The sequence below is a fragment of the Archangium sp. genome, from assembly GCF_036388035.1.
In the GTDB taxonomy this organism is placed as follows: Bacteria; Myxococcota; Myxococcia; order Myxococcales; family Myxococcaceae; genus Archangium.
In genome coordinates this window covers 1-24,741 of record NZ_DASVSO010000699.1, presented here as the reverse complement: position 1 = coordinate 24,741, position 24,741 = coordinate 1, and the positions used below count along the sequence as shown (strand labels likewise).

Genomic DNA, 24,741 nt, shown 5'->3' with positions numbered 1-24,741 from the left:
AGCGCGGCGCGGCGCCGTGCCTCCCCGAACCCGACCACCCCCAACATCCGGGTCTCCTTGCCGGGCACCACGCGCACGGCGATCAGATCGCAGTGCTCCAGGATGCGGCGCATCCCCAGCCCCGCCCCGCCGCCGGAGGCGTTCACCTGCGCGCGCCCTCCCAGCGAGGCGAGCGCCCGTGCGATGGGCCCCGGCGTCAACCGCCCGAAGAGATCCACCGCCTCCAGGTAGATGCCGCCCTCCCCCACCGCCATGGCCACTTGGCAGATGTGCTCGGGGGCCACGGCCTGCACCGCGTCGCGCCGGTGGGCGTAATACGGCGTGCCCTGGGCGTCCGCTGGCGCGTCCAGCAGCGCGTTGGCCGCCAGCTCATGCATCACGTCCGCCGCGAGGCCCGCCGCGCTCCGGCCCCCCTTGGAGGACTCCACCAGCGCGCTCGCCTCGGACGAGGCGGCCTTGAGATCCACCACCCGCTCGAGCCACAGCTTGGCCACCGCCGCCCCGGGGGGCAGCAGCGAATCGCCCCGCAGGAGCGAGGCCAACACCCGCATCTCCCACGCGGACGGGGTGGCCCCCGCCTCACGTGTGGCCAGCAACAGGGCCGGAGGGTCCTTCTCCAACAGGGCGGCATGGGACGGACCCAGACGACCGTCGAAGAGCATCAGCTCGCGAGCCGGGGCCCGCGCGCTTCCCGCCCCCGCCACCAGGGACAGACCGCTGCGCACGAGCGTGGGCGCGGCCTGCTCCAGCACGGCGGGAGCCAGGGAGGGATCTGCGATGAGGTGGAGGCCAGTGACGGCCTCCGGGTGTCGGGCGACTCTCACGGGAGACGACTCAGTACTGGTACTTGACCTCGCTGAAGACGCTCAGCGGGGGGGCCGGGAAGCCGTGGGACTCCTCGTACTTCGCATTGAAGAGGTTGCTGCCGAGCAGCGACACCGACAGGCCCTCGGTGATGTTGGCGCCCACGCGAGCGGTGGCGGTCACGTAGCCGGCCAGCTTCACGCGCTCGGCCGCGCCGGTGGCGGAGTTGACCTGGAAGCCCGGGTCGAAGCGCTCGCCCACGTACACGCCGTACAGCTCGGCGAAGGCGACCTTGCCGAAGTTCGTCCGGCCGCGCGCGTAGATGCGGTGGCTGGGCGCGTAGTCCAGCGGCCCCGCCACGCTGCCCTCGAAGGCCAGCTTGCGCGCGTCGAGGAACTGGTAGGCCACGTCGAAGGAGGAGTTGATGGAGGCCACCTGCGCCGCCGCCTCCAGCTCGAAGCCGCGCACCTGCGCGTCGCCGATGTTCTTGAACTGCGACGTGGAGCCGAAGAGCAGCTCCTGATTGATGAAGTTGCGGGCGTAGTTGTAGAAGCCCGTGCCCGTCATGCGGACCTTGCGGTCGAAGGGCCAGAAGTCCACCGAGGCCTCCACCGTGTCCAGCGTCTCGGCGCGCAGGTTCGGGCTGCCGAGCAGCGTGGAGGCGTACATCTGCTGGTTGATGGCGAGCTCGGCCAGCGTGGGCGCGCGGAAGGCGCGGCCGTAGTTGGCGCGCAGGGTGAGGGCGGGCAGCGCGTGGAACACCACGCTGGCGCGCGGGGAGACCTGGTCCGAGCGCATGTGCCAGACCTTCTCCGGAATCATGTACCGGTCGTAGCGGGCACCGGCGCCGAGCACCAGCTTGCTGAAGGGCCGGTACTCCGCGTCCACGAAGCCACCCAGGATGTTCTGGGTGGTGTCGTCCATGGTCAGGCCGGGCAGGATGTTCTGGTTGTTGACCAGGTCGTTCTTGAAGTCACCGCCGAAGGTGACGGACAGGTCCCCGAGGGAGAGCAGCGCGCGGGCCTCGGCGCCCATCCGGCGGCGCTTGCCGAGGGCCGGCTGCAGCTCGCCGGTGACCATGTTCTCCAGGTCCACCGTGCGGCGCTTGAAGAAGGTGTAGCCCTGGGCGAACAGCCGCAGGTTGTCCGTCACCTGCTGGTCCACCTGCGCGCTGGCGTTGAAGTTCTGCACGCGCTCCACGTCGTTGGGCGTGTAGTGGCAGCGGCCGCAGTTGCCCACGGTGGAGATCTGCTGACCACCCGGGCGGCCAATCTCGCCGCTGGTGAAGTCGGCATCCAGGGCGAGGCTCTTGACGCGCACCTTGCCGCTCACCTGGTGCACCAGCGAGTCCTCGTTATTGTCGACGCGGCCCGACTTCACGTCGTTGAAGAGCTGCGGGCCGTTGGAGCCGAAGCCGTAGTAGCTGACGAGCGCCTCCACGGGGCCGCCGCGACCGGCCGCGGTGGCCTGCGCCCGCCACGTCTGGTCCTGGCCGGCCAGCAGGCGCGCATCCACGCCCACGTCACGGCCTTCCTTGATGAGGTCCGAGGGCTGGCGCTCGATGATGTTGATGACGCCGCTGAAGGCGTTGGAGCCGTAGAGCGAGGAGCCCGGGCCGCGGATGACTTCCACCTGCTTGAGGTTGCTCAGCGGCGTGGTCTCGTCCGCGTAGAACTGACCCGTCCAGGGGTCCGTCAGCGGCCGGCCGTCCTTGAGGAGCAGCAGCCGGTTGGAGAGGTAGTTGGAGCCCAGGCCGCGCGCGCTCACCGCGGCCTTGCGCATGGAGCCGCGACGGCACTCCATGCCGGGGAAGTACTGGATGGCCTCGCACAGGGTGAACTGGCCGGTGCCCTCCAGCTCCTCGGCGGGAATCCAGGACACCGTCATCGGGACGTCCACGATGCGCTGGTTGCGCTTGGACGCGGTGGTGATCACCGCCTCGCTCAGCAGCTGCTGGACGGACTCCTCCAGGGAGGCACCACCCTCCTGGGCGGCGACCGGATCCGGGATGTCCAGGCCGGCGAGGCTGGAGGGCGGAGGCAGGGCGCGCGTGCTGGCCGGGCCCGCGAAGGGCGCGCGCTGCGGCACGTTGCTGGCCGGAGCCGCGTCAGCCGTCGCCGAGCCGCGTGCCGGCAGCGGCATCTTCGGCTTCTGCGTCCTGGACGCGCGCGGGGCATCCGCCATCGGCTCCGCCGTGGCGAGCTTGTCCTCGCTCGAGGCCCCCTTGACGGCGGCTCCCGAGGAGGACGAGGGGGTGGACTTCGTCTGCGCGGTCGCGCTTCCGGCGACGAGGCCGCACATCAGCCCCATGAAGGCCTTGTTCCGCAGCCAACCGATTCGAGTCGAGTGCATCGTTCTCTGACATCCCACGAATTGGGTAGGAGCCGCTCGAGTCCGCGTCCGGTGGTCGCCCACCGGATCACGCCTCCGCCGCCAGGATGGCGGACGTTCCCTCACGCCCAGGTTGTTGAATTGTAGCTACTTTATCTCTTCATGAAGCAGGAGTCGTCCCCCCACCCCATCAGTCATCCGGCTGTTCCGCCGACACATCCAGGGCGTCGGCGAAGGAAGGAAGAACGGGCTGAAGGGCCTGGGGCTCGAGGAAGGCCTTCGTCTCCACCTTGAGTGAACCGGCCTCCACCAGCAGGGGCTGCCGGCGGGGCGGGCCGCGCTGGAGCAGCTTGCCGAAGTCGTCCAGCTCCTTGCCCTGCACGGCGACGAATGCCCCGAAGGGTGCCACGGCGTCGAGCTTCTTCAGGTTCTCCTTCAGGTCGTCCTCGTCCCCTCGCATGCCCACCAGGACGGCGCCGGGCACCTTGCTGCTGCGGAAGAGCACCTTGACGCCCTGCGGCACGTGCGCCAGGGGCACCAGGGCCGCCTCGGCGCCCTTGGCCTCCAGCATCTTGAGGGCGGACTCCACGTTGGGCACGGAGGTGAGCTTGAAGTGCTTCTTGGCGTCCAGGTCGCCGGCCAGCACCACGTTGGTGACGAACTTGGGATCCGCCGCGCCCGCGCCCTTGACGATGGCGAGTCGCGTGCCGGCCAGGTCCTTCACCGAGCTCTTCGAGGTGGAGACGATGGCCCAGCGCTGGCTCGTCTCACCGGACAGCGGCGCGAGCGCCACCGGGGTGGCCTTGTTGCCGAGCTGCACGGCCGCCCACGAGTCCACGACGGCGAAGTCGATGCCGCCCTCGGAGATGGCCTTCGAGAAGTCCTCGTAGCGGGCGAAGCTCTTGGGCGCGGTGGGCCGGCCCGTCGCGGCGGACAGCCTGGCGGCGAGCGCCTCGGCGTACTGGAAGCGCTGCTGGCCATCGGTGAGGGTGGTGGGCAGGAAGACGCCCAGGGTGGCCTTCTTGGCGGCCGCCTCGGCGAGGGGCGCCCCCGCGCCGACGAGCGCGAGACCCAGGATGAGCGAGCGAAGGAAGTTCATGGCGTGGTGTCCGAAGCGGTGGCGCTGGAAGGCTCGGGGTTGGAAGTGGGGGCGGGGTCGGACAGGCCGTAGAGCATCTGCAGCCGATCCTTCCACTCGCGCACGACGGCGGTGCGCGGGCCACCGGTGGCGACGTAGCGGCGGTAGGCGTCCACGGCCTCGCCCACGTTGCGGCGGCGCTCCTGGGCGTCGATGCCGAGGTTGAGCGTGGCCTGGGGGACGGCGCCCTCCAGCCGCTTCCAGGTGGCCACGGCGTCGGCGGACTTGCCGCCGCGGTAGGCCACGCAGGCGAGGTTGTGCTGCAGGGCGGGGCTCTCGGGCGCGAGGGCCAGCGCGGCCTTGAGGGCCTTCTCCGCCGCCCGCATGTTGCCGGAGTTGTACGCGCGCTCGGCCTCGCGGCGGTGGAGGGCGCTGATGAGGGCGTTCTGCCACTGCGACTGCTCGGGGATGGCGCGCTTGGCGGCGGTCACCAGCGCCTTGCGAGCCTGGGGCAGCATGTCGCGGCGGTAGAGGACGTAGGCGTCGGCGAGCTGGCGGGTGTTGGGCCGGCTCCACGAGGGGGCCGGGGTGAGCGCGCGCTTGAAGCCCGCGCTGGCCTCCGCGAAGCGCCCGTCCTCGACCTGCACGAGCGCCTTGGCGAGCTGCGCCAGACGGCCCAGCTCGGCCTGCGAGGCGATGCCGGCGCGCTCGGAGGCCTCCACGTCCTGGCGGGCGCCCGCGGCGTCACCGGACTCCAGGCGGGTGAAGGCCCGGCGCAGGTGGGCGCGCGAGAGGTTGGCCTTCGTCACCTGGATGGCGCGCTTGGAGTTGCCCGGCTCGGCCAGGCGCTTGAGCGCCTCGTCCGTGCGGCCCAGCTCCATCTCCGCCAGCGCGGAGCCCGCCGCCACGTCCGACAGCGAGGCCACGTCCGGGGCCAGCTGCCCGGCCTGCGAGAAGGCGGCGAGCGCCTCCTGCGCATTGCCCGAGCCCAGCCGCGCGTAGCCGAGCAGCAGGTGCTCGCGCCAGGTGACGTCCGGGAACTTCACGCCCTGCTCCAGCACCATGCGGGCCTCGGCGTGGGCACCCTGCTCCAGCAGGGCCGCGCCCAGCCGGCGGGCCATGGCCGCGTCGCGCTCCAGGTCGAAGGCGCGGCGCAGGTCGCGCACGGCGTCATCCACCCGGTTCGCCCCGGCGCGATCCCTCGCGCGGTGGGCCAGGGCGCGGGCCAGCCACTTGCTGGCCTCGGCGTGCCCGGGCTCGGCCTTGAGCGCGTGGTTGTAGTCGTCGATGGCCTGATCCCACTGGCCGGTGACGAAGTGATCCGCGCCGAGCAGCAGGTGGCCGTAGGCCAGCTTGGGCGCCATCTCCACCACGCGGCGGTGCACCTCGACGGCGCGCTGGTAGCGGCCGGCGCGCCGGTTGGCCGAGCCGAGCGCGGCCCACAGCTCCAGGCTGTCGGCGCCGGACTGCACGGCGGCGTCGAGGAAGGAGATGGCCTCCTCGTTGCGGTTCTGCTTCTGGAGCGCGAGGCCCACGGCCATCTGCGCGGCCACGTCGCCCGGGACCAGCTCCAGCACCTTGCGGAACTCGGCCTCGGCGTCGGCGGGACGGCCCTGGGCGATGCGCACGTCACCCAGCAGCATGTGCGCGGTGGGCGTGCTGCCCAGCTTCACCTGGGCGAGCGCCTGCTGCTCGGCGCGCGGCAGGTCCGAGGAGGCCAGCAACAGCCGACCCAGGCGATCCTTCGGCTCGGGCACCTTGGGGAAGCGCAGGGTGAGGCCCTCGAGCAGGGCCATCGCCTCGCCCACCCGCTCCTCCATCTCCAGCACCAGGGCCAGGCCCATCTGGATGGAGACGGACTCCGCGCGGCCCGCCTGGGCCCGCTCGAAGGAGATCCGCGCCGCCGCCGCGTCACCCCGGATGAGGTGGGCGCGGCCGAGCAGCTCGTGGATCTGATAGTCGTTGCCGGCGATCTTCTCCGGGCGCTGGGCCAGGTACGTCTGCAGCTCGGCCACGGCGTCGTCGCCGCTCGCGGAGCCCAGGACGTAGTAGCTGCCCAGGTAGTAGTGGACGAGCAGGTGCTCGGGCTTGTTGGCGGCGGAGACCTGCTGCATCAGCGGCACCGCCTCGTCATAGCGGCGCAGCTTGAAGAGCGAGATGCCCAGCGGGTAGGCCACGTCGAGCGAGTCCGGGTGGGCGGCGTACACCGGGCCGACCTTCTCCACCACGAGGGCGTGCTCTTGCAGCGCGGAACCCACGGCGCCGAAGCCGGCGGCGGCCTCGACGGAGCCGGGCTCCGCGGCGAGCGCCTTGCCGAACAGCTCCAGGGCCTTGCGGTACTTGGCCTCGGCGCGCTTCTTGTCGCCGGAGGTGGCCGCGGAGCTCGCGTCCACCTGAGCCGTCTCACCCTCACGCACGAGCCGCTGGGACTCGGTCATGGGAGGTGGGCGGTACTGGGCGAACGAGGTCGTGCCCGCCAGCGAGTGGATGAGGACCAGCGTCGCCGTGAGGCGACGCACCAGGGGACGATGAGGACGTCTCATGAGGCTCATGGGGAGGCGGGAGCGAACTCGGCGACGACGACGGTGATGTCATCGTGCGCGGGCTGGCCAGCACTGAAGGCCCGCGCATCGGCCAGGATGGCGTCGCGCAGGGCTTCGGCGGAGAGGTGGGAGTGGGCCTGGATGGCGGCGGCCAGGCGTTGGGTGCCGTACTGCTTGTCGGCGGCGTCACGCGACTCGGTGAGGCCGTCCGTGTACCAGACGATGATGTCGCCCGGCCGGAGCTGCGCCTGGCGCGAGGTGTACTGCGAGTTGACCGAGGCGCCGAGCAGCGCGCCGCGCGCGGGCAGCGAGGCCACCTGGCGCGTGCCGCGGTTGTAGACGATGGGGCTGGGGTGGCCGCCGCTCGCGTAGTCGATGACGCCCGTCTGCACGTCCAGGACGGCGAGGGCACTGGACATCTGGTGCTCGCCCCGGCCGATGTGGGCCAGGGTGTGGTTGAGCGAGGAGATGAGGACCTGCGCCGTGAGCTCCTCCGGCTGGCGCATGGTCATGGCGGCGGCGAAGCCGCTGGTGGCGCTGGTGGCCACGAGCGCGGTGGCCAGACCGTGGCCGGTGACGTCGCCGATGCCCACCACCACGCGCCGCTCGTCCAGGGCGGAGCGCGTCCACCAGTCACCGCCGCAGGCGTCCGCGGTGACCACGAGCCCGGCGATGCGCAGGGGCCCCACCTGGAAGCCCTCGCGGGCCGGCAGCAGCGTCTCCTGCACGGTGCGCGCGAGCGACACGTCGCGCTCGAGCTGCGCCTTGGCGCGCACGTCATCCAGCAGCACGCGGATGCGCTCGGCCATGTGGTTGAACACCACGCCGAGCGTGAGCACCTCGCGCCCGGCGCCGCGGGCTGGCTCGGCGCGCGCGTCCAGGTCACCGGCGGCCAGCTGCATCACCTTGCCGGTGAGCACGCCCAGGGGCCGGGTGATGCGCCGGCTCTGGATGGCCACCAGGATGGCGGACAGCAGCACGAAGCCCACGCCCAGCCCGGCCATGGTGAGGGTGTTGCGGCGCAGCGCCTCGGTGCGCGTGCCCTCCAGCTCGTGCAGCATCGTCTGCAGCGCGTCCAGCGAGTAGCTGATGACGACCACGCCCTTGCCAATCTGGGCGCCGTAGTCGATGGGCTCCTGGTACTCGATGATGGGCTTGCCGCCGTACAGCGCGCTCACCCAGCGCCGCTCCGGCTTGCGCTCGGTGGACTCCCCCAGCTTCGCGTCCTCCTTCGAGTCCGCCACCAGCAGCCCCTCGGCGTCGTACATCTGCACGCGGAGGATGTTGGGGTTGTCGGAGATGATGGAGCGCGCCACCTCGCCGAGGAAGGCGTAGTTGTTGTCGCGCAGCGACGTGGCCGAGGTGAGGGCCAGGGTGTGGCTGAGCGTCTGACCGAGCTCGCGCGCCTGATCCTGGATGCGCAGCTTGAAGCGCTCGGAGGTGTCCTCGAACTGGGCCTTGCTGGACATGGTGGCCACGAAGGCCAGCAGCCCCACCACCAGCACCAGCAGCGTGCCCGTGGTGAGCAGGAGGATCTGATCCAACCGGAGCCCGCGGACGGCGGCCACGTCGGGCAGCTCACCGGCCTCCAGGGGCGCGACGATGGTGCCAGTCGCCTCCGGATGCAGTGGGGACAGGGAGGTGGCGGTGTAGCCGGCGACCTTCGTGTGCGTGGCGGTGAATTCGCCCGCCCCGAGCGGCGCGGAGGATCCATCCGCTTCAGGCTCGGGCGGGGCGGGTCTGGGCGACAGATTGGATTTCGACAAGGGCTCACCCGGAGCGGCTGGGACCGCGCTACGGATAAAAAGGGGGAAGTCCACTTTAGCGCAACTCGGGAAGAAACCTAGAGGGTGCCTGGATCCGCCTGGATGTGCGGGGGCGGCCCTACTTCTGGTATAGGCGCCCCATGCACAAGCTCGTCGCACTGGCCGGGAGCCTTCGCCGCCAGTCCACCACCCGCATGGCCTTGCAGGTGGCCATCGAGGGAGCGAGGAAGCTGGGCGGTGAGGTGCGCGTGGTGGATCTCGCCGAGCCGCGCCTGCCCTTCTTCGAGGACGGAGTCACCCACACGGACCCGGCGGTGGTGCAATTTCGTGACGCAGTGCGTGAGTGCGACGGGCTGCTGATCGCCACGCCCGTGTACCACGACAGCTACAGCGGGGTGCTGAAGAACTCCCTGGACCATCTCTACAAGGAGCTGACGGACAAGGTGGTGGCGCTCATCGCCGTGGGAGGCGGGCGGACGGGACAGGGACAGGCGCTGGAGCACCTGCGCGCGGTGCTGCGCGAGACGAGCACCTGGGTGATTCCCCGTCAGGTGGTGGTGCCGCAGGCGGACACGGCCTTCACCGCCGAGGGGCGGCCCACGGACTCCGAGGTGGAGACGCGGCTCACCCAGTTGGGCGCGGAGCTGGTGCTGCGCTGCCGTGCCATGCGCCCCAAGCGCACGCCGCCACCGGCGGGCGCCGCACCCCAGGGCGCCAAGGGCTGAGCCGAAGCCCCTCGCAAGGGGGTTCAGCTCACCCGGAGCGCTCCTGCTTCGGCGCGGCCTCGGCGCGAGGGGCCTCGGCCTGGGCCTGGAGGGCGCGCCGATCGATCTTCCCGTTGCGGGTGCGCGGCAGGACGGGGAGCGCGTGGACCTGGTCCACGATCATGTAGCGCGGGAGCCGCTCGGCACAGTGGCGCTTGAGCTCCAGCAGCGAGGGGGGCCGCGACTCGGTGGCCACCACGTAGGCCACGAGCTGCGCCGCCATGCCGCTGCCGGAGACCACGACCGCCACCTCCTTGAGCAGCGGGTGCGCCAACAGCGCGGCCTCGATCTCCCCCAGCTCGATACGCCGGCCCCGGACCTTCACCATCTGGTCCCGCCGCCCGAGGTACTCGTAGTTGCCGTCCGGCAGCCGCCGGCAGATGTCCCCCGTGGCGTACGGGCGAGCGCCCTGCGGCTCCTTCCCCCAGTAGCCGAGCATCACCGTGGGGCCCTCCACCATCAACTCGCCCACCTCCCCCGACTGCGCGCCCGGCGGTGCGTCCTCCCCGGAGGCCTCCGCCGCGGGGGCCAGCCACACCCGGTCTCCGCACGAGGCGATGCCGATGGGGACCGGATCCACGCGGTCCTCCGGGATGTGCGTCACCTCATAGAAGGTGCAGACGTTGGTCTCGGTGGGGCCGTAGAGGTTGAGGAGGCGTACCCCTGGCAGACCCGCGCGCAGCGTGCGCAGGTGCTTGAGCGGGAAGGGCTCGCCGGCGAAGAAGATGGTGCGCAGGGACAGCGACGGCTCCTCGAGGAACTTCCCCTGCTCCATCATCAGGATGAGCGCCGAGGGCACCGAGTACCAGACGGTGAGGCGCTCGCGCAGGGCGAACTCCACCAGCAGGCGGGGCGCATACGCCAACCCATCCGGGATGATGCTCACCGAGGCCCCGCCCAGGAAGGCGACGTACAGGTCCAGCACCGAGAGATCGAAGTGGAAGGGCGCGTGGTTGCCCAAGCGATCCTCGGGCACCACCTGGAGCACCTCGGCCGCCCACCGGATGAAGGCCAGCGCGTTGGTGTGGCTGATGCACACGCCCTTGGGCACGCCGGTGGAGCCCGAGGTGTAGAGGATGTAGGCCAGGTCGTCGGGCCTGGACCCGCTGGGCGGCAGCGGCCTGGCCGAGGCCGCCAGCGCGCCGGGGCCGTCCACGAGGAGGAAGAGGACCGCGTCCCCCATCCGCTCCTTCAGCGACCCGGCTCGCGCGGCGCTGGTGATCACCACGGCCATCTGGCAGTCGCCCACGATGGTGGCCACGCGCGCCGGAGGGTTGAGCGGATCCAGCGGTACGTAGGCGGCGCCCAGCCGCAGCACCGCCTGCATGGCCACGACGGCGGCCGCGGACTTGTCCAGCCAGATGCCGACCCGATCCCCTCGCCGCACACCGAGTCCGGCCAACGCCCTGCCCCACCGGTTCGCCCGCTCATCGAGCTGGCCATAGGTGAGCGACTCGTCCGGCCCCCGCACCGCCACGGCCTCGGGGGCCCGGCGCGCACTGTGGATGACCAGGCTCTCCAGCGTCGATGACGCGACTTCCTCGGGAACAGGCACGCGCGGATTCTTCCAAGATCGCTGTTTCCTGACAACCAGTCATCAACCGCCCTACTCACGTCCAGCAGGCCCACGCGCCCACGCCGCCAGCGCGGTGCGGGGAGTCGGCCTCGAACAGGGGGTTGCGCACGCCGCAGCGCGGCAAAGCCGGGGGGGCGGCTCCAGCACGGGGGCTTGAGCTTACGGGGCACCTTTGGGGTATGAGGAGCCCCGCTCATCCTCCCTTTCCAACCCTAGAGAGACGCGCGTGCCAAAACCCCGCCTCCTCAACCGCGAAGAAGACTCGCTCCCGCTCGATCGGGAGCTGCTGGTCCGGATGCACGACCTGATGGTGAAGGCGCGCGTCCTCGAAGAGCGCCTCATCCAGATGTACAAGCAGGGCCACGGCTACTTCTGGATCGGCGGCCCCGGCGAGGAGGCCTTCAACGTCCCGCTCGGCCTGCTCATGAAGAAGGGCCAGGGCCCGGCCTACGACTACCTGCACGCGCACTACCGCCAGTCGGCCACGATGCTGGCCCTGGGCGAGGAGCCCATCGGGGCGATGCGGCAGATGAAGAGCACGGCCTCGGACCCCTACTCCGGCGGCCGCAACTTCGCGGGCCACTTCTCCAAGCGCGCCTGGAACGTGGCGCCGGTGTCCTCCCCCATCGAGGTGCAGTACGCGATGGCCCCGGGCACGGCGCTGGCGCAGAAGCGCCACGGCGGCGACGCCATCACCATCGTCACCGGCGGTGACGCGGGCACGGCCGAGGGCGATTTCGCCTCGTGCCTCGTGTGGAGCTCGCGCAAGGGCAGCGAGCTGCCCATCCTCATCATCGTCACCAACAACAAGTGGGGCATCTCCACGCCGGCGGAGACGCAGCACGGCGAGACCCACGTGGCGGATCGCGGCAAGGCCTTCAACATCCGCACGAAGACGATCGACGGCAACGACCCCATCAACGCCTACCAGGAGCTGCAGGAGGCGATGGAGTACGTGCGCAAGGAGCGCAAGCCGTTCCTGCTGGAGGCCGAGGTGTCGCGCCTCTACGGGCACTCCTCCGCGTCCGGCGCCAACTTCGTGGGCAACGAGCAGGACTGCCTGACGCAGTTCGAGGCCCGGCTGGAGAAGCACGGCATCCTCTCGCGCAAGGAGATGGACGAGCTGCGCAACCGCTACACCGAGGACATGGCCGCCATGGCCCGCCAGGTCATCCAGGAGCCGCTGCCGGGCCCCGAGACCATCTGGAACAACATCTACGCGGAGAGGAAGTAACCCATGGCCAACATGGCACAGGCCGTTCGCATGGCCCTCCACTACGCCGAGGAGCACCTCGGCGTGACCGACATCTTCGGCGAGGACGTGGGCGCCCCCCTGGGCGGCGTCTTCACCGCCACGCAGGGCCTCAAGACGGCGTGGAACTCGCCCCTGGACGAGCGCGGCATCATCGGCATGGCCATCGGTCTGGCCATGGCCGGCGCGAAGCCCGTCGCGGAGATCCAGTTCGCCGACTACATCTACAACACCATCGATCTGCTGAAGATCGCCGGCAACACCTGCTGGGCCACCAACGGGGACTGGAACCTGCCCATGGTGGTGAAGACGCCGGTGGGCAGCGGCATCCGCGGCTCCATCTACCACTCGCACTCCTTCGACGCGACGGCCACCCACATCCCCGGCTGGAAGATCGTCATCCCCTCCAACCCGCTGGATGCGTACGGCCTGATGATCTCCGCCGTCCAGGAGATCAACCCCGTCATGTACCTCGAGCCCAAGGCGCTCTTGCGCGTCAAGGGCGAGGAGCGGATTCCGGGCGAGCCGGACAACGACAAGCTGCTGTCGAAGATGATCGACGCGCCGCTGGGTGACCGCTCGCAGTGGAAGCCGCAGTGGCCGCAGGAGCTCGAGGCCTACGCGGTGCCCATCGGCAAGGGCAAGGTGGTGCGCTCGGGCTCGCAGCTCACGGTGGTGAGCTACGGCCGCACGCTGCCCTTGTGCAAGAAGGCCGCGGATGACCTCGCCAGCGAGGGCGTGGACGCCGAGGTCATCGACATGCGCACCCTGTGGCCCTACGACTGGGAGCTCATCAAGGGCTCCGTCGAGAAGACCGGCCGCGTGCTGTACGTCAACGAGGACACCGAGGTGACCAACTTCGGGGAGCACCTGGTGCGCCGCACGGTGGAGGAGCTCTTCTACAAGCTGGTGGCGCCTCCTCGGCTGCTGGCCGGCAAGTTCGTGCCCGGCATCGGCCTGGCGGACCCCCTGGAGATGGCCTCCGTCCCCCAGCAGGGCGACATCACCTCGGCCATCCGCAGCCTGGCGTCCGAGCAGCCGTAGCGCTCCCTCCGCGAGAAGTCCTCAGGCACGGGGCGGCCCGGATTCGTGTCCGGAGCCGCCCTGTCCCTTTTCGTCGTGGGCGGCCCCCTGTAGACTGTGGAGCAGCCGTGCAATCGACGCCATCCAGAACTCCCGCCCCGGACGCACCTCCCTTCCGCATTCGCCGCGCTCGCCGCGGTGACGCCGAGAGCCTCGCCACGCTCCTGCGCGAGATGGGCTATGCCCACGGCTCGGATGCCCAGACGGTCCACTGGGTGATCAGCCACCCGGAGATCGAAATCTTCGTCGCGGCCGACCCCCAGGATCGCCCCGTGGGCATGGTGTCGCTGTCGCACCGGCCGCAGCTGCGGCTGCGCGGGCGCATCGCGACCGTGGACGAGCTGGTGGTGACGGAGAGCTGGCGCCGCCGCGGCGTGGGCAAGGCGCTCATGGAGCAGGTGCTCGACCGTTGCGGCGAGCGGGCCCTGAGCGTGAAGCGGCTGGAGGTGAGCGCCTACGCCCTGGAGGAGCTGGCCTCCTTCTTCGAGGCCCGCGGCTTCGTCCGGGTGGACAACCTGGTGATGCGCTACGAGAAGCTGGAAGGTCAGCACCGCTAGCCGCCGCACCACCCCGGGGCCACGAGAGCCCCGGGGTTGCTTGCGGCTCTTCAGCGCTTGAAGCTGGCCACCACGCGCTGCAGGCGCGCCTGGTCGGCATCGCTGACGTCGACGAAGCGCACGCCGATCGCCTCGGCATCATCCCGGACCCAGGAGATGAGGCCCTCGAGATCGAAGTCCTCTCCGCTCACGGTCATCTGCAGGCGCACGCGCGCGCCCACGTCGTAGGAGCGGCGCGTGCGCAGGCACAGGCCTCCCGCCGACAGGTTGAGCGAGTAGGCGCGCATCGCGCGTGCCGCGTCCTGGGTGTCCAGGAAGCGAACATCGAACGTGGCGGACACCCGCTCATGGGCCCTCCTATTGGCGAGCGCCATTTCCGGCGTCTCCGCGGCTTCGGCCGTCTTGATGGTCATGCGCACTCGTTTCCTCGGGCTCACTGCTGGGTGGGAAGCACGAAGGTGACGCGTCAGGCCGACGACCTCGCGACACCTTGATTGTCCCATCAAGTGTCCGCTGTCCCCCATGCCTTGTTCAAGGGGGGCCCGTTTCTACACGGACGTCTTATTAGTCCCGTTCGTAACTCCAGACGGGGAGTGGAATGCGGGCGAACGTTCTTCTTTTGATCAGTGTCCTCCTCATCGGTGGCGTGCTGGGTGCCTGCCGCAACGGCAGTGAAAATGGCCCCGGGGACTCGGGGAGCGAGCCCGGAGCCGATGGCGGGACGGACACGACGCCGGATGGGAGCACGCCGGGGCGGGACGGGGGCGGCGGGGGTGGAGACGACGCGGGGGAGACGGCCTCGGGCTGCGACGTGGCGCGTCAAACGGGCTGTGACGCGGGCGCGCTCTGCCTGCGCGGCGTGCAGGAGGACGGTGGGCAGGGCAACCTCTGCTTCCCCGGCGAGTGCGATCCGGTGAAGCAGGACTGTCCGGCGGGGAACAAGTGCACCTATGTCCTCCAGGGGACAACGCGGAGCCGCCGCTGCGTCCAGGATGGGACAGTGGACGCGGGCGGGGCCTGCAACGGCACCACGACACCGGCGGGCGACGTCCACGACACGTGCAGGGCGGGGCTGTCCTGCGTGGATCAGCCGGCGTCGGACGGGGGCACGACCTTCGTGTGCAAGAAGTTCTGCCACTCGAGCGAGCAGTGCACGGCGCCGAGCGACTGCATCGAGGTGCTGCGCTTCACGGGCTCGGACGAATTGCCGCGGGTGTGCGCGGAGCCGGGGCCCAAGTGCGATCTGCTGGCGCAGGGCTGCGCGAGCACGCTGGGGTGCTACCCCTCGCCGACGAGCGGCCCGGTGTGCGTGACGGCGGGAGCGGCGGAGGATGGCTCCGCCTGCACGTACTCGAATGACTGCCGGCCGGGCAGCGCGTGCGTGAATGACGGCTCGGGTCTGAAGTGCCACCGGCTGTGCCGCACCCCCTCGGGGGAGCCGGCCTGCGCGTCCGGACGCTGCGAGCCGCTGCGGGACTTCGCGGGCGTGGGGGCCTGCGTGCCCTGAGCGGGGCGCGCGAAACCGCCTCAGAAGTAGAGCGACGGCAGGTAGGGCCCCGAGGGCTCCTGGTAGGCGTCGAGGCTGGTCACCTTCGACCGCTGCGCCACCTGGAGCCCCTGGGCTCGGCACCAGGCGCCGAGCTCGGCGTTGGCATCGGGGACGTGCAGCAGGGTGTCCGGCGAGGCGGGCGAGGCGAGGATGAGCGCCTTCAGCCCGTCGTTGCCGAGCGCCACCGAGTGGCCGCGCGCCCCGAGGCCCGTGGTGTAGCCGACGAGTTGCCCCTCCTGCTCCACGACGAGGCCGGCGCGGAACAGGGTGGCCTCGCGGACATCGGGCTCACGGGAGAAGCCGTAGCAGCGCTCGCCCAGGCTGTTGCAGGCGGCGAGGTCCGCCGACGTCATGGGCCGGACCCGGAGGCCCGCCGGAGGGCTGTCCTTCACCTGCCCCCGGAAGATGGTGAAGGGCTCCCGATCCACCATGCCCATCATCCGGTGCAGCATCATCGCGCTCGGGTTGGACTGCACCACCGTGCCGCGCGCGCCCACGGGCTTTGACTCGCGGTACAGCTCCAGGATCCGCCGGTAGACGGAGAAGACGGCGAAGGGCTCCGCCACGTCCGGGTCCATGACGATGGGCCCCATGCCGACCACCGGCAGCCGCGCATCCATGGCCATTCCGCAGATGAGCCGCGGGCCGTGGAAGGCGCCCACCGCACGACAGCCCTTGCGCTGGAACCACACGGAGGCCCACAGGAGCGCGCTCTCCGGAGAGGGGAAGGCGCTGGGCTCCGACTGCTTCACCGCCAGGGCCTGGAAGGCCTTGAAGACGACCTCACCCAAGGCCTTCGCATCCGCGCGCCCGAGCTCTCGAATCTCCATGCCGTGCCTTCCTTGACCGTCAACTTCGCGGACTTCTAAGCTCCCAATTCATTACAAGCCGAGGAGTCCGATGTCATCCGGGAACACGAAGCCCCAGAGCGCCCCCGTCGTCGAGAACCCCACCACCGTCGCCGACATGCGACGCAATGGTGTCACGGTGGGAGACCCCATCGTCGAGGACGTGGAAGGCATCGAGGCCATGTACCGGCGGCGTGACGACGCGCACAAGGCCCGGGACTGGGAGATGCTGCGCGACACCATCGACTTCCCGGTGTGGATGGTCACCGACTCCGCCGACGTGCAGGCGGTGACGTGGTACGGCGACGAGAGCAAGCTGCTCGAGGTCCAGCACAACATCATGCGGCTGGTGCCTCGCAGCCCCGTGCACCACGAGCGCCGCTACGTCTTCCTCACCAGCAACCTCGCCCTCAACATGGAGAGCAACACCGTCATGGTGGGCAACGAGCAGGTGGCCTTCAAGGCCGCCCACCTCGTCATCCGGCGCGATGATGGCAAGTGGCGCGTGAAGTCCGTCATGGAAGGCGGCTGGGGCAACGTGGCCAAGATGTTCGGCACCGACTTCCGCGTCCCTCCCTCCACTCCCTGAGCGCGGACTTCCTTCATGCCCGACACGCAAACCCTCACCACCGAGCTGCGAGCCTTCATCATCCGCGAGTTCCTGGACGGCCAGGACTCGGGGCTCGATGCGACGACGCCCCTGCTCGAGTGGGGCATCATCAACTCCTTCTCGATGATGCAGCTCATCCAGTTCGTGGAGACCCGGTTCGGCATCCGGATTCCGCCGGGCGATCTCGTCCCACGCAACTTCCAGAACCTCCAGGCCCTCACCCAACTGCTGAGTGAGAGGTCGAGCGGCTCGACCTCCTGAGCCCCGTTACAGGCCGAGCTTGCGCGCGATGAGCTCGCGCTGCATCTCGGAGGTGCCCGAGAAGAGGGTGCTGGGGATGGAGTCGCGCAGGGCGGCTTCGATCCCCGTCTCCTGGATGATGCCCATGCCCCCGTGGATCTGGATGGCATCGAGCCCGGACTGGACGGCGCCCTCGCTCGCGGCGAGCTTGGCGAGGGCGATCTCCACCGAGGCGTCCTCGCCCCGCTCGAGGCGCCAGCAGGCGCGGTAGACGAGGAGCCGCGCCGACTCGAGCCGCAGCTTCATGTCGGCCACCCGGTGGGAGACGGCCTGGTTCTTCCCGATGGGCTTGTTGAACTGCCGGCGCTGCCGGGCGAACTGGACGCTGCGCTCCAGCAGCCGCTCACTCAGCCCCACGTAGGCGGCGAAGAGGCACGAGCGCTCCCACTGCATCGAGCCGTTGAAGATGGGGGCGCCCTGCCCCTCCACCCCGAGCCGCGCCGAGAGCGGCACCCGGCAGTCGTCGAAGTACACGGACGCGATGGGCGAGGTCTTCAGCCCCAGGGTGTCGAAGGGCTGGCCCACCGTCACCCCCGGCGTCCCCTTCTCCACCAGGAAGGCGCTCAGGCCCAGGTAGCCGTCGCTGGGGTTGGTCTGCGCGTACACCAGGAAGAGGTCCGCGACGGGCGCGTTGGTGACGTAGCTCTTCACGCCGTTGAGCACGTAGAAGTCGCCGTCCCGCACGGCCCGCGACTTCAACGCGTAGACGTCCGAGCCCGAGTCCGCCTCGGTGATGGCGTTGGCGCCAATCATCTCGCCAGAGGCCAGCTTCGGCAGCAGGCGCTGCTTCTGGGCCTCACTGCCGTGCTCGACGATGGGCATGACGCACGCGAGCAGGTGCGCCATGGCGGAGAACACCAGGCCAGTGTCCTCGCAGCCACGCCCGAACGCCTCGGCGAGCCGGGCCGTCATCAACGCCCCGAGCCCCATGCCGCCGTACGCCTCTGGAATCGACAGGCCCAGGAAGCCGAACTCCCCCCACGAGCGCCAGCGCTCCAGGGGGAAAGGCTGCTCCGGGCGGGAGCTCGCGGGCTGCTTCCCGGCGAATGCCAGGGCGCGCTGGTAGAGCTCCTCCTCCTCCTGCTTCCACGAAAAGTCCATGTGGCTCCGTGCCCGGAAGTATAGGGCATGGAGCACGCCCGGGTCTCACCCGGTGTTGCGCATGCCCGCGGCGATGCCGGCCAGGGTCAGCAGCAGCGGCCGATCGCAGTTGTCCGCCCCCGCCCTCTTGCGCCGCATCAGCTCCACTTGGAGGAAGGACATGGGGTCCACGTAGGGGTTGCGCAGGGCGATGCTCTGCCGGAGTTGCAGGTTGCCCTCCAGGAGGCGCGGCTCGCCCGTCACGCGCTTCACCCAGCGGCGGGTGCGCGAGTACTCGGCGCGGATGCGCTCCCACAGCGGGCGCGTGGAGTCGGGCGCCAGCGCCGCGTAGCGCGAGGCAATCGCCATGTCCGCCTTCGCCAGCACCATGGACACATTGTCGATGACGGTGTGGAAGAAGGGCCACTGGCGGTACATGCGCTTGAGCTGCTCGAGGCCCTCGGGCCGGGAGCCGTACTCCTCCAGCGCGGTGCCCACGCCGAACCAGCCCGGGACGATGGCGCGGTTCTGCGTCCAGGCGAACACCCACGGAATGGCGCGCAGGGACTCCAGTCCTCCCGAGGCCCGCTTGCTGGGGCGGGAGCCGATGGGCAGCGCGGAGATCTGCTCGATGGGCGTGGCCGTCTGGAAGAACGGGACGAACTGAGGGTCCTCCCAGACGAGCGAGCGGTAGGCACGGCGACCCAGCTCCGCCAGCTCGTCGAAGGCGGCGCGGAACGGGGCCTCCGCCTCGGCCGCCACGCGCGGCTGCGCATCGAGCGAGTGCAGCAACACCCCGCTGAGCACCAGCTCCAACGTGCGCCGGGCCAGCTCGGGCCGGGCGTACTTGTGGTCCAGCGCCTCGCCCTGCTCGGTGGCCTTGTACGTGCCGGCGACGCTGCCGGGCGGGAGCGCGAGGATGGCCTCGTGCGCGGGACCCCCGCCTCGGGCCACCGTCTCACCGCGACCGTGGAAGAGGCGCAGGCGCACCCCGGCCTCGTGGGCCAGCTGGGTGAGGGCGGACTGGGCGCGGTAGAGCCCGGCGCTCGCGGCGAGCAGCCCCACCTCCTTGCCCGAGTCGCTGTAGCCCACCATCACCTCCTGGACGCCCCGGGCCTGGAGGTGCTGGCGGTACTCGGGGTGGGCGAACAGCTCGCGCAGGATGCGGGGGCCGTCATCGAGCGCGCCGAGCTGCTCGAACAGGGGCACCACGTCCACGGTGGCGCACCCGCGCGCCTCGTCCCACAGGCCGGAGCGGCGCGCGCAGGTGAAGGCCGCGAGCACGTCCTCGGCGCTGGAGGCCATGGAGAGGATGAGCGTGCGGCAGCTCCCCTCGCCGGACTCGGACTGGGCCTCGCGCATCCGCTGCAGCACGGCCAGCAGCCGCGCTCCGCCCTCCGTCGGCGCGGGCCCGCCCTCCAGCGACGCGGCGGCGCTGCGCGCGTCGTCGGCGGGCGCGCGCACCTCCAGCTCCGCCAGGTGGAAGCCCATGGCATTCACCCGGGCCATGAGGCGGCGCACCTTTCGCAACCCGGCTTGCCTCGCCTTGGCCTCGATGAGCGAGCGCTCGAGGATGCTCAGCTCCGCCAGGAAGTCCGCGGGCGAGCGGTAGGCGGTGGGCGCGAGGGGCTCGGTGCGGCCGGCGCGGCGGCCCTCCACGTACACCAGGGCGGCCTGGAGCCGGGCCTCGATGAAGCGCAGCTTGCGGCGCCAGGGCTCGCCCACGGTGCGCGAGCCATACCGCGCCATCACCTCCGGCAGCTCCGTGGCGTCCTTCTCCAGCGAGGCCTTCAGCTCCTTCGAGATGAAGGAATGGGGCTCGGACTGGGTGAGCACCCAGCCCAACTTCGCCACCTCGGTCATCAACGCCCGGAGACCTCGGGCCCGGTGGGCGCGCAGCGTGTCCGCCAGCACGTCCGGCGTCACCAGCGGGTTGCCGTCCATGTCCCCGCCCACCCACGAGTGCAGGCGCACGGGTGTGGCGAGCACTCCCAGCGGCTCACCGAAGGCGCGCTCGAAGGCCCAGTCGAGCGTCTCCGGCATGAGCGCGAGCTGCTCGGCGAGCACCTCCTCCACGTACCAGAGGATGTTCTTCACCTCGTCGCCCACGGTGGGCCGCTCGCGGCGCAGCTCGTCCGTCTGCCAGAGGGCGGTGATCTCCTCGCGCATGGAGGCGCGCGTGTCGGCCTTCTCGCGCGGGGTGAGGTGGCAGCGGTCGCGCTCCTCGAGCAGCCGCGCGAGGCGGTACGTCTTCTCCAGCACCGTGCGGCGCGCGGCCTGGGTCGGGTGCGCGGTGAGGGTGAGCGTCACCCGCATGGACATGAGCATCTCCCGCACGCGCGAGGCGGGGATGCCGGCCTGCCGCAGCGACTGCATCACCGCGTCCAGCGAGCCGCGCTGGGAGCCCTGGAGGCCGCCGATGGCGTGCTCGCGGGTGCGGCGGATGCGGTGGTGCTGCTCGGCGAGGTTGACGAGGCGGAAGTACGTGGAGAAGGCGCGCAGCACGGGCTCGGCCTGGCCCAGGGGCATCTCCCGGAGCAGCGCGGCCAGCTCCGAGGCGGCGGCCCGGCGACCGGACTTCGGGCCGCGCCGGCGCTCCTTGGAGAGACGCCGGACGCGCTCCTCCAGATCGAAGAGGGCCTGCCCCTCCTGCTCGATGAGGACTTCCCCGAGCAGTCGGCCCAGGAGCCGGACATCCCTGCGCAGATGCGGATCGACGAAACGAGTGGGACGCATACGGGGCGTGAAGCTAGTTCCACTTCCGCGCCCCGATCCACCTCAATGGCGGGACTTCATCGGCCGGGAGACGTTGTCACGTCCCAATCCGACGCAAGGTGAGCAACGGACCGTCGTCCACCTTGCGACCGGTGAGGTCGATGACACAGTCGAGCATCCACTCGCCATGGCCCTCGGGGTCGAGGATCCGCTGCTGGGCCTCCCACTGCCGCGGGCCCGTCTCCTTGAGGAGGGTGTTGGCCGGCCGGCGCGCCTGCGGGGTGAGCACCACGCTCTTGTTCTCCTCGAAGTAGGGCGTCATCGCCTCCCCCAGCTTCGCCACCGTCCACTGCTCCCCGCCCTCGTCCAGCCGCAGCAGCGCCAGCGCGTCCGGGTAGCGCCTGTAGGCGAGCGCCCGCAGCAGCCGGTGCAGCTCGTTGCGCACGTGTGCGGCGAAGGCCCGCGGATCGTCCGTGAGATCCGTCGGGCGGCGATCCGGAGCCTCGGCGCGCCGGATGACGACCTCGCCCGGGTTCTTCATCCGCTCCCACTCCTCCAGGAGGCTCTGGTCGTCGTAGCGGATCATCGCCCGCAGCCACTCGATGATCTCCGTGACTTCCTGGTTGCGGTAGCGCTCGGGCACCGTCTGGGTGAGCGCCTTGTAGACGTCTCCCAGGTAGCGCAGCAGCACGCCCTCGCTGCGCTGCAGGCCGTACTCGCGCACGTAGTCATGGAAGGACAGGTAGCGCTCGTACATGTCGCGGACGATGGACTTGGGCCGGATGTTCTCCGCGCCCACCCACGGGTGCTTCTCCGCGAAGGCGTTGAAGGTGGTGTAGATGAAATCCCGGTTGGGCTTGGGCCACTCGAGCTTCTCCAGCTCCTCCATCCGCTGGTCGTACTCCATGCCCTGGGCCTTCAGCTCGTTGATCTTCTGGCCCTTGAGCTCGTGCAGCTGGGCGTAGAGCACCACCTCCGGGTTCTCGCAGATGGACTCCACCAGCGTCACCACGTCCAGCGCGTACGTCTCCGCCTCGTGGTCCAGCTTGTTGAGCGTGTCCAGCAGGTAGAGCGACAGCGTCTGGTTGAGCGAGAAGTCCCGCTGCAGCCCCGGCGCCACCGCCACCGTCGCGCCCGAGCCGCCCTCCCCCTTCTGCACCAGCACCAGGCCCGCGTTGCGCAGGGTGCGGAAGCACGCCGCCGCCTCCTTCAGGTTGCGGCGCTTGATGTACTCCGAGCCGTGCGAGCGGAAGATGAGCCGCACCAGCCGCTGGTAGCCCTCGGCCCCGCCCACCATCTCGCTCTGCAGCAGGTTGAGGAGGAAGCCGTGCGTCACCTCGAAGCGCGACTCCAGCGGCTCGGGGAGCCCCGTCTGCAAGCGCTCGAAGGTGTTCTTGTCGTAGTTGACGAAGCCCTTCTGCGGAGGCGGCTTGCGGGGCATGCGCTTGCCACCCTTCGCCTCCTTCTGGGCGATCTTCACGTTCTCGATGACGTGCTCGGGGGCCTGCGCCACCACGCTGCCCTGCGTGTCGAAGCCCTTGCGGCCCGCTCGGCCGGCGATCTGCTGGAAGTCGCGCACGCTCAGCGTGGCCAGCTTGTCGCCGTTGAACTTGAAGAGCTGCGTGAAGAGCACCGTGCGGATGGGGATGTTCACCCCCACGCCCAGCGTGTCCGTTCCGCTGATGACCTTGAGCAGGCCCGTCTGCGCCAACCGCTCCACCAGGAGCCGGTACTTGGGCAGCAGCCCCGCGTGGTGCATGCCGATGCCGTGGCGCAGGAAGCGCTGGAAGTCCTTGCCGTAGGGCGTGTCGAAGGGCGCCTCCATCAACGCCTGCCGGATGGCCTCCTTGTCCTCCTTGGTGGAGAAGTCCACGCTCATCAGGTTCTGCGCCTGCTCGGCCGCGGCCCGCTGCGAGAAGTTCACCAGGTAGATGGGCGCTTTTCCCAGGTGGATGAGGTCCTGGATGGTCTCGTGCAGCGGCGTCTCGCGGTACTCGAAGTCCAGCGGCACCGGGCGCTGCGCGCTGCGCACGCTGGCCACCTCGCGGCCGGTGAACTCCTGCAGGCGCTCCTCGATGAGGTGCGTGTCCCCGAGCGTCGCCGACATCATCAGGAACGTGGTGCCCGGCAGGGTGATGAGCGGCAGCTGCCAGGCGATGCCGCGCTCCCGGTCCGCGTAGTAGTGGAACTCGTCCATCACCACGTAGTCCGCGCGCAGCGTGGCGTCGCGCAGGGCCAGGTTGGAGAGGATCTCCGCCGTGCAGCAGAGGATGGGCGCCTCGCGGTTGATGGCCGCGTCTCCCGTGAGCAGGCCCACCTTCTCCGGACCGAAGGCCTCGCACAGCGCGAAGAACTTCTCGTTGACGAGCGCCTTGATGGGGCAGGTGTAGTAGGACACCTTACCTTCCGCCATGGCCTTGAAGTGCAGCGCCATGGCCACCAGCGACTTGCCCGAGCCCGTCGGCGTCTTGAGGAACAGGTGCTTGCCGCTCAGCAGCTCGAGGATGGCCTCCTCCTGCGCCGGGTAGAGCGACAGGCCGGTGGACTCCACCCAGCCGACGAAGCGGCTGAGGATCTCATCGGAGTCCAGCGGGCCCTGCGAGCGGTCCGGCAGCAGTGCGGCGAGAGGCGCGCGGGTATCGGTCATTTCCATCACGGTGTGGACTCTAGGCTGTAGACCGGGCGGCCAGCCGGGAAAAGTTCACGGCTCCGTCCGGGACCATCCATGGGCAACGGCTGGCTCCCCGAGTGGCATTCCAGCGGTGACGAGCGAGCGAGGCGCCTCGTTGCCACGAATGGCGCGAGTCGCGCTATTTTGCGCCGCCTCCCGCGCTCCCCACCGGCCCTCACTCCGTGTCTCCTTCCGCTCTCGCCGTCTCCGAATCCCAGCCGCAGGTCCCCTCCCCTCTCGCCGTCGAGTTGGAGGGCGTCCTGGCGCGCACGAACACGCTGCACGAGGGGCTGCTGCGGCTGCTGAAGCACCACCCGCTGCTGGCCTTCGCGGTCCTCGGGTGGATGCTCAAGGGCCCCGCCTTCCTGCGCGCCGAGGTGGCACGGCGGGTGGATCTCGACGTGGCGCGGCTGCCCTATGACGAGGCGCTCGTCGCGCGCCTGCGCGAGGAGAAGGCGGCCGGCCGGCGGCTGGTGCTGGCCACGGTCGCCGATCAGCGGGTGGCGGAGGCGGTGGCCGCGCACCTGGGCCTCTTCGACGCGGTGCACGGCAGCAACGGGACGCAGGAACTCTCCGGGTCACTCCGCGAGGCCCGGCTGCGCGAGGTGGGGGGAGAGGGTTGCGAGGAGGCCCGCCCCAGCGGCCCCCTCGTGTTGGGTCCGCGCGCGCTCCTCAAGGCACTGCGGGTGCACCAGTGGGCCAAGAACGTGCTCGTCTTCGTTCCGCTGCTCGCCGCGCACAAGGCCCAGCACCTGCCGATGCTCCTCCAGGCCCTGTTGGGCTTCATCTCCTTCAGCCTGTGCGCCTCCAGTGTGTACGTGCTGAATGACCTGCTGGACCTGGACTCCGACCGCAAGCACCCCACCAAGCGTCGCCGGCCCTTCGCCTCGGGGGCCCTCTCGGTGCGGGCGGGGCTGTTGCTCGCGCCGGCGCTGCTGGGCTCCGGAGTGGCGGTGGCGCTGCTGCTGCCGCTCGAGTTCCTGGCGCTGCTGGCCACCTACTACGCCATCACCCTGGCGTACTCCTTCCACCTCAAGCAGGTGGTGATGCTGGACGTGCTGCTCCTGGCGGGCCTGTACACGGTGCGCATCTTCGGCGGCTCGCTGGCGGTGGGCGTGCCCACCTCGAGCTGGCTCTTCACCTTCTCCATGTTCCTCTTCCTCTCGCTCGCGCTGGTGAAGCGGCTGAGCGAGGTGCGCCGGCTGCGGCTGGCC

General features: G+C 70.3%; 19 protein-coding genes. 8 read left to right on the top strand and 11 right to left on the bottom strand.

The features are described from left to right. The 5 genes from VF697_RS28865 to VF697_RS28845 form a co-directional block, all read right to left on the bottom strand. The coding region (locus VF697_RS28865; RefSeq protein WP_331099957.1) for a hypothetical protein at positions 1 to 824 on the bottom strand (824 nt) is incomplete at its 3' end. 10 nt (positions 825 to 834) lie between these two features. Further along, positions 835 to 3,156, bottom strand: a complete 2,322-nt coding sequence (locus VF697_RS28860; RefSeq protein WP_331099956.1) for a TonB-dependent receptor plug domain-containing protein — start codon at positions 3,154 to 3,156, stop codon at positions 835 to 837. Positions 3,157 to 3,325: 169 nt separating this feature from the next. Continuing rightward, positions 3,326 to 4,234 (bottom strand): PhnD/SsuA/transferrin family substrate-binding protein, encoded by a 909-nt coding sequence (locus VF697_RS28855; RefSeq protein WP_331099955.1) that lies wholly within the window; start codon positions 4,232 to 4,234, stop codon positions 3,326 to 3,328. After that, positions 4,231 to 6,756: a tetratricopeptide repeat protein gene (locus VF697_RS28850; RefSeq protein WP_331099954.1), complete on the bottom strand. Its 2,526-nt coding sequence runs from the start codon at positions 6,754 to 6,756 to the stop codon at positions 4,231 to 4,233. The genes VF697_RS28855 and VF697_RS28850 overlap by 4 nt, the downstream gene beginning before the upstream one ends. A gap of 5 nt (positions 6,757 to 6,761) precedes the next feature. Further along, entirely contained in the window at positions 6,762 to 8,522 is a 1,761-nt protein-coding gene (locus tag VF697_RS28845) for a PP2C family protein-serine/threonine phosphatase (protein WP_331099953.1), read from the bottom strand. Between the two features lie 140 nt (positions 8,523 to 8,662). Here VF697_RS28845 and VF697_RS28840 point away from each other — a divergent pair, with 140 nt between their 5' ends. Further along, on the top strand, positions 8,663 to 9,247 hold the full coding sequence (locus tag VF697_RS28840) for an NAD(P)H-dependent oxidoreductase (RefSeq protein ID WP_331099952.1): 585 nt from the start codon (positions 8,663 to 8,665) through the stop codon (positions 9,245 to 9,247). Between the two features lie 28 nt (positions 9,248 to 9,275). On the opposite strand, the gene VF697_RS28835 is transcribed toward VF697_RS28840, so the two are convergent. Next, on the bottom strand, positions 9,276 to 10,841 hold the full coding sequence (locus tag VF697_RS28835; protein WP_331099951.1) for an amino acid adenylation domain-containing protein: 1,566 nt from the start codon (positions 10,839 to 10,841) through the stop codon (positions 9,276 to 9,278). Positions 10,842 to 11,088: 247 nt separating this feature from the next. Here VF697_RS28835 and VF697_RS28830 point away from each other — a divergent pair, with 247 nt between their 5' ends. The 3 genes from VF697_RS28830 to VF697_RS28820 all read left to right on the top strand — a co-directional run bounded on the left by VF697_RS28830 (position 11,089) and on the right by VF697_RS28820 (position 13,754). Then, a complete protein-coding gene (locus tag VF697_RS28830; RefSeq protein WP_414641351.1) occupies positions 11,089 to 12,096 on the top strand; it encodes a thiamine pyrophosphate-dependent dehydrogenase E1 component subunit alpha in 1,008 nt (335 codons plus the stop codon). Positions 12,097 to 12,099: 3 nt separating this feature from the next. Beyond that, positions 12,100 to 13,158, top strand: a complete 1,059-nt coding sequence (locus tag VF697_RS28825) for an alpha-ketoacid dehydrogenase subunit beta (protein ID WP_331099950.1) — start codon at positions 12,100 to 12,102, stop codon at positions 13,156 to 13,158. Between the two features lie 107 nt (positions 13,159 to 13,265). After that, positions 13,266 to 13,754, top strand: a complete 489-nt coding sequence (locus VF697_RS28820) for a GNAT family N-acetyltransferase (RefSeq protein WP_331099949.1) — start codon at positions 13,266 to 13,268, stop codon at positions 13,752 to 13,754. A 50-nt stretch (positions 13,755 to 13,804) separates the two neighbouring features. On the opposite strand, the gene VF697_RS28815 is transcribed toward VF697_RS28820, so the two are convergent. Further along, positions 13,805 to 14,167: a TIGR02266 family protein gene (locus tag VF697_RS28815; RefSeq protein ID WP_331099948.1), complete on the bottom strand. Its 363-nt coding sequence runs from the start codon at positions 14,165 to 14,167 to the stop codon at positions 13,805 to 13,807. Positions 14,168 to 14,352: 185 nt separating this feature from the next. Here VF697_RS28815 and VF697_RS28810 point away from each other — a divergent pair, with 185 nt between their 5' ends. Then, positions 14,353 to 15,261, top strand: coding sequence for a hypothetical protein (locus VF697_RS28810; protein WP_331099947.1), 909 nt, complete (start codon positions 14,353 to 14,355; stop codon positions 15,259 to 15,261). Positions 15,262 to 15,281: 20 nt separating this feature from the next. Here VF697_RS28810 and VF697_RS28805 read toward each other — a convergent pair whose 3' ends face one another. Next, on the bottom strand, positions 15,282 to 16,133 hold the full coding sequence (locus VF697_RS28805) for a hypothetical protein (RefSeq protein ID WP_331099946.1): 852 nt from the start codon (positions 16,131 to 16,133) through the stop codon (positions 15,282 to 15,284). A gap of 70 nt (positions 16,134 to 16,203) precedes the next feature. Here VF697_RS28805 and VF697_RS28800 point away from each other — a divergent pair, with 70 nt between their 5' ends. Further along, the gene (locus VF697_RS28800) at positions 16,204 to 16,740 is read left to right on the top strand and encodes a hypothetical protein (RefSeq protein WP_331099945.1); all 537 of its coding nucleotides are present in this window, start codon (positions 16,204 to 16,206) and stop codon (positions 16,738 to 16,740) included. A 15-nt stretch (positions 16,741 to 16,755) separates the two neighbouring features. Then, the gene (locus VF697_RS28795; RefSeq protein WP_331099944.1) at positions 16,756 to 17,022 is read left to right on the top strand and encodes an acyl carrier protein; all 267 of its coding nucleotides are present in this window, start codon (positions 16,756 to 16,758) and stop codon (positions 17,020 to 17,022) included. Positions 17,023 to 17,028: 6 nt separating this feature from the next. Here the strand turns inward: VF697_RS28795 and VF697_RS28790 are convergent, their stop codons facing one another. From VF697_RS28790 to VF697_RS28780, 3 genes are all read right to left on the bottom strand, one after another. Then, a complete protein-coding gene (locus tag VF697_RS28790; protein WP_331099943.1) occupies positions 17,029 to 18,162 on the bottom strand; it encodes an acyl-CoA dehydrogenase family protein in 1,134 nt (377 codons plus the stop codon). A gap of 45 nt (positions 18,163 to 18,207) precedes the next feature. Continuing rightward, a complete protein-coding gene (locus VF697_RS28785) occupies positions 18,208 to 20,877 on the bottom strand; it encodes a phosphoenolpyruvate carboxylase (protein WP_331099942.1) in 2,670 nt (889 codons plus the stop codon). Between the two features lie 76 nt (positions 20,878 to 20,953). Then, positions 20,954 to 23,509 carry a DEAD/DEAH box helicase gene (locus VF697_RS28780; RefSeq protein ID WP_331099941.1) on the bottom strand — a complete coding sequence of 852 codons (2,556 nt, stop codon included), beginning with the start codon at positions 23,507 to 23,509 and terminating at the stop codon, positions 20,954 to 20,956. A gap of 200 nt (positions 23,510 to 23,709) precedes the next feature. Between VF697_RS28780 and VF697_RS28775 the strand changes: the two genes are divergently transcribed. Further along, the coding region (locus tag VF697_RS28775; RefSeq protein WP_331099940.1) for a UbiA family prenyltransferase at positions 23,710 to 24,741 on the top strand (1,032 nt) is incomplete at its 3' end.